3 protein-coding genes are annotated in these 5,678 nt (G+C 31.3%); all 3 read right to left on the reverse strand.

Annotation, left to right across the window (positions count from 1 at the left end):
* Nucleotides 1–163 precede the first annotated feature (163 nt).
* On the reverse strand, nucleotides 164–394 hold the full coding sequence (locus tag U9R42_01385) for a hypothetical protein (protein ID MEA3494667.1): 231 nt from the start codon (nucleotides 392–394) through the stop codon (nucleotides 164–166).
* A gap of 10 nt (nucleotides 395–404) precedes the next feature.
* Nucleotides 405–4,112 (reverse strand): M4 family metallopeptidase, encoded by a 3,708-nt coding sequence (locus U9R42_01390; protein ID MEA3494668.1) that lies wholly within the window; start codon nucleotides 4,110–4,112, stop codon nucleotides 405–407.
* A 183-nt stretch (nucleotides 4,113–4,295) separates the two neighbouring features.
* A complete protein-coding gene (locus U9R42_01395; GenBank protein ID MEA3494669.1) occupies nucleotides 4,296–5,351 on the reverse strand; it encodes a D-alanine--D-alanine ligase family protein in 1,056 nt (351 codons plus the stop codon).
* Nucleotides 5,352–5,678 lie beyond the last annotated feature (327 nt).

The following is a 5,678-nucleotide window of genomic DNA, read 5'->3' on the forward strand; positions in this document are numbered from 1 at the left end:
AAAATGAATTATTTTTGATGAGATTTTTACTTTTTGGAAATGAACTGATGCCTTTGCATCAGTGATTTGAGAAAAATAAAAATATCGCAAAAAGAAACATTTTTAATTTTGTAGAGTTTTCTAAGAGGCACTAAGTAGGAAGAAGGAGTTGGCAGTCGTGTAGTCAGCCTGTGCTTGCCTGAATAGTGTTGACTTTTTTTTGCCACGAATTCACGAATGAATTTTCTTTTTGCCACGAATGCACGAATGAATTTTCTTTTTGCCACGAATACACGAATGAATTTTCTTTTTGCCACGAATGCACGAATGAATTTTCTTTTGCCACGAATGCACGAATGAATTTTCTTTTTGCCACGAATGCACGAATGAACTTTTTTATTTGCCACGAATGCACGAATGAATTTTTATTTCTTGATAATTTTTTTTATAATTGCTCCTTCTTTATTTTTAATTTTTATAAAATAAATACCCTTTGGTAAATTTGAAATATCTATTTCTGTTTTATGATTATTTATCTTTCCTTTTATTTTTTTTGTAATAAATGTTTTACCTAAAATATTTATGAACTGAATTGAAACGTCTTCAGAATTTATTGTTTCAAAACTTATGTTTAACTTATTGTTTGCAGGATTGGGATAGATATTTAAATTGTCAATAATATTTGCATCTTCTATTGAACTAGTAATGTTAATTGTTTTAGTGGTTGAATCAAAGCCACATCCGTTTTCGGCAAGGAGTTTTACATCATAATCTCCTGTTGTTGTATAAATATGTACAGGGCTTGTGTTTATCGAATCATAATTCCCATCATTAAAATCCCAAATATAATTTACAGCATCGCTTGAAATATTTGTAAAACTAACCCTTGAATCATTTATTGAAAAGTTGAAATCTGCATCAGGAGGGGAGCTATTAATATAAGCTGTTATTTTTGTTCTGTTGCTTGAACATTCTGAGGTTTCAATTACCCAATCGTAGAAGAAATAGTAGTATCCGTTAAAACCCTGATCAGTGGCTGTTGTTTTGTGAATTGATAAAATACCTTCAATTTCTATGGGATATGTAATGCCTCCATTGTTTCTGTAAAAATTTGCAACGGGTTGACAACCAAGCTCCAAATTTGTGGCTGTTGGAATATCAAAATTAAGTGTTATAAGTTGTTCGCCATCGTTAATATACATTGTTGTGTCATCCAATATTGTTCCGTCATCTGCTTTAAGTTGTATAGTTCTATTACCATCACCGTCAGCATAAACCTTTACGGTTTTTAGTTTTACATCCTTAAAGCAATTGAATACTAAAGCATGATAATTAGTATTTGAATAATATCCTCCAGAAGAAAGGTTTTTATTCTCTATTCCTGTATGATGTTCAATTCCTCCAGTAACATCTTCGATATAATATTCGGTTGTTTGAGTTATTTGAGGTGTAATAAAAGTATCTCCTTCAAAAAGAACATTATTTGTAGATTCATTTTCGAACCATCTGAGAGTTCCTGTTCCTGAAGATAATAGAGTTACCTTGCCTGTTCCACAATTTGAACCATTTTTTGTAAATGGAACATTGGGTTTTGTTATTGTAATCAAATCATTTTTGATAATGCTATCACTACCATTACTATTAGTAGCAATTAATTTTACTGAATAAATTCCTTTTTTATCATAAATATGTGAAGGGTTTTGTAGCGTTGATGCTGTTCCGTCTCCAAATTTCCAAAGCCAAGAGGATGGATTGTTGAATGACATATCTGTAAAATTGATTGCTTGCTTACAGCTTTCGTTTTTGTCAATAATGAAATCACTGACCGGAGCCATATCGGGATTACTACATTGCCATGTTAGTTCAAATCCCGAATAAGTAAGCATTGGGTCGGTAGATTGTTTTATTGTAATTGCAGGACCTGTAGAACGAATTGTTCCACCTTCGGGTAATTGTGTTCCCGAGTATTTACCTATCAATGGACTTGCATCACTTGCTCCATCATAAATATAAATCCAATCGCAATCACATTCTCCTTCGTAATGAAATGAAACAAAATTTAAGGTTACCGATGAAGCATTTGGTGGAGCTATTGTTGCCACAGATTCAAGGTTACATGAATAATTTTCAGTGCCACCATCATCATACAGTCGTCCTGAACAATCTGTAAAAGTTATTGGCGTAGTTGTATTTGACATAAAATGAGGACACAAAATATTTGAATCAATAGTAATATAGGATTTTCTTGTAATCGAATCTGTACTGCATACACTTGAAGCGATTAATTGTACATCAAAAGAACCATAAGTAGTGTAAATGTGAACAGGATTTTTATCGTTACTTGTTTTTCCGTCTCCAAAGTCCCATGAATAGGAGGTAAAAGCATCTGATAGATTTGTGAATTTAACTGTAAATGGTACTGTGCAAGTGTCAGTTAATGGTGTATAAAATTTGCCTATTTTTCCTTTTGTGCCAACACCAACAGCATACCAAGCTTCAATTACGCTTTCCACTTCTTGAGAACATGCTCCGTAAAGGTCGGTTGCAGCTTGCATTGTTAATGTTCGTGCATCCAAAAATTCTGTACTTGGTATCATATAAACTGTTAATGACCTGAAAGCAATTTTAGAAGCTTTTTCAATTGTTATTCCTATTACATCAAAACTATCATTGTTATCGTTTACACCATTTCCACCAACAGAAAGTAGGTAATACCAATGATTCATAATGCTGTTATTTTTATGAACTCCTCCATTATCACCTGAACCAAAATAATAATTTTCTCCGTGATATGTATCCGGTTGTCCGTGTGATTTAGGATTTGACATTGAACGCATTGCATTGCCAATATCCTCACCAATTAACCAATTTGCCAGTGTAGGTTTAGCATAAAATTCAATTGTAGTTCCAAAAACATCACTAAATCCTTCGTTTAAAGCTCCTGATTCATAGGCATAAGTAAGCTTTGCAGTGTATGAAGTAAGTCCGTGGGTAATTTCATGAGCTGTAATATCAAGTGCAGTTAATGGACTCAATGAAGCATTACCATCACCGTAAGTCATAAAGTTCCCATTCCAAAAAGCATTTGCATAATCTTGCCCAGGTACTTGAGAATAGTGTACATAACTTCTGAGTTTTAAACCTTTGTTATCAATACTATTTCTTCCGAATTTATTCATATAAAAATCGTAGGTCATTTCTGTTCCCCAATGAGCATCTGTAGCTATTTCATCGTAATTACTGTTAAAGTTATTCCAGTCGTTATCGGTATCCACAAAATCAACTGCATTTCCATAATTATTGGATTTATTCATGTCATAAGTTTCAATTCCTTTGCCTCTGCCTGTTTCTCTTAAAATAAAACTGTCTTGAGCAATGCTGTCGGTTGTGATTGTTCGTGTTCCGCTGTATTTTGTATGTGCTGTGCCTTTGGAGTTGGCAGTGTGAATTATGTTTTCTTTAAAAAGCAGTTCGCCTGTACTTGCATCAATGTAATATTTTGAACGCGACATAGGTTCTTTTGCAAAAATATTAAATTTATATGCCAATCGTAATTTCCCACTTTTAAAATTTTTGTAAGGATTGATAAGTACAACTTCTCCTTTTGGATAATATGTTGCATTTTTATCTTCCATCAACTCTTTGAGTATGTCCTCCATTCCTTGAAATTCCCACACATAGCTTTTTGCATCCACAATGTTTAATGCTGTTTGAAGTGCTTCATCTTTGCTTAAACTTATTTGATTGCTAATTTCAATTTTGTCAAAAGCAAGACCATTACATGAAACAATTTTGTTGTTGTAAGAATGAACAATATAAATTGCATCTATAAGAGGATAACCCTTATATGTTTGTTGAAATTTATAGTGAACAAATCCAAGATTATCTTTTTCTTCATTAATTAATTTAAAGTTCAGCTCAGATTCAATATTATACTTTTGTTTTATCCAGTTTTCAAAACCATCCACAGCAACGCTTTGGTCGAGTTTCATAAATGCAGGGATGTTGGTTGTTTCATACATCATTACAATTGATACTTGCTTTGTAGGTGTAAGTTGTCCTGTATTTTGGGCTTGAATTAATAAGCTGTTTAAAAGGAGGAATGAGAAGAAATAAAGAGCTATTTTATTCATGAATTTAATTTTTTAGAAGTTTTAATAATAATTCAAATATAATTTAAAAAAGCAATAAAAATTTTAAAAATTTGATTTATTGGAAGATATAATTTATTTTCATAGCTAATGCAAAGAATTTTTTCATCGATTAAGGATAAAATCTAATTTGTTTTCAATATTTTATGGCGATTTAGGATAATACTATTCCAAATTATTTTTCAGTTTATTTTTATTTTTATTTATTTCAATTGCTAGTTCTAATAATTTTGTAATGAGTTCTTTTTGGGTAAAGCCATTAAGTTCAAATAATTTCGGATACATTGAGATATTGGTAAATCCGGGGATGGTATTTATTTCGTTAATTATTATTTTATCATTTGTCAGAAAAAAGTCAACTCTGCTCATTCCCTCACATTCAAGTGCTTTAAATGCTTTAATTGCTGTTTCCTGAAGTTTTTTAATAATTTTTTTGTTTAAATTTTTTGCAGGTGCATCAAGTCTTGTTCTGCTTTCAGAAGAATATTTTTCATGATAATCATAAAATTCAGTTACAATTTCACCAACAGGCGAGGCGGTAATTTCGTTGTTTCCAATTACTGCAATTTCTAATTCTCTGCCATCAATATATTCTTCAATAATTATTTTTTTATCAAATTCAAAGGCAAGTTTAATTGCTTTTTCTAATGATGAAATGTTTTCAGCTTTTGAAATTCCTACGGATGAGCCTGCATTAACAGGTTTTATAACAACAGTAGAGCCTAACTCTTTAAAAACATTTTTGAGGTCAATGCTATCAGATTCTCTAAAACACAAGTATTTTGCAATTTCAATTCCTGCATTTTTGAAAAGAATTTTAGCAATATCTTTATCCATTGCAGTAGAAGAACCAAGAATACCGGGACCTACAAAAGCGATATTTGACACTTCAAGAAATCCTTGGACACTACCGTCTTCACCATTAGGTCCATGCAATACGGGAAAAGCAACGTCAATTTCCGTAGTGCTTTTTGAATCTTTAAATTTGAATTTGTTTTCATCAAGAATCAAGGAAAGTTTCTTTGATTCATTTGTAACTATCTTTTGAGTAATAAATTCTGTTTCTGAAATATGAAACCAAGCTCCATTTTTATTTATGTAAATTAAGTATGCTTCAAACTTATCCTTGTCAAGATTTTTTAAAACATTTATTGTTGACATTAAGGAAACTTCATGTTCTGTAGATTTCCCGCCAAAAATTAAAGCTACTGTTGTTTTCATGATTATCTGTTAAATTGTTTATTTGTTTATTTGTTTATCTGTTTATTTGTTTATCTGTTTATTTGTTTATCTGTTTATCTGTTTATCTGTTTATTTGTTTATTTGTTTATTCATAATTCCTAACTTTAAGTACTTTAGGCATTTTTTTATATTTCTCGCAAAGACGCCCCAATACAGTCATTCTTCCTTATGGGGCAAGCAAAGAACGCAAAGAGAATTTTTATATCTGTTTATTCATAACTTTTAACTTTTATCTTTAAGTACTTTAGGCATTTTTTTATATTTCTCGCAAAGACGCCCCAATACAGTCATTCTTCCTTATGGGGC

The sequence above is a fragment of the Bacteroidota bacterium genome (assembly GCA_034723125.1).
Taxonomy (GTDB): Bacteria; Bacteroidota; Bacteroidia; order CAILMK01; family JAAYUY01; genus JAYEOP01.

What these genes read in the sequence shown, in the direction of transcription:
- U9R42_01390 (MEA3494668.1), bottom strand. Translation starts at nt 4,112, where the DNA reads ATGAATAAAATAGCTCTTTATTTCTTCTCATTCCTCCTTTTAAACAGC.
- U9R42_01395 (MEA3494669.1), bottom strand. Translation starts at nt 5,351, where the DNA reads ATGAAAACAACAGTAGCTTTAATTTTTGGCGGGAAATCTACAGAACAT.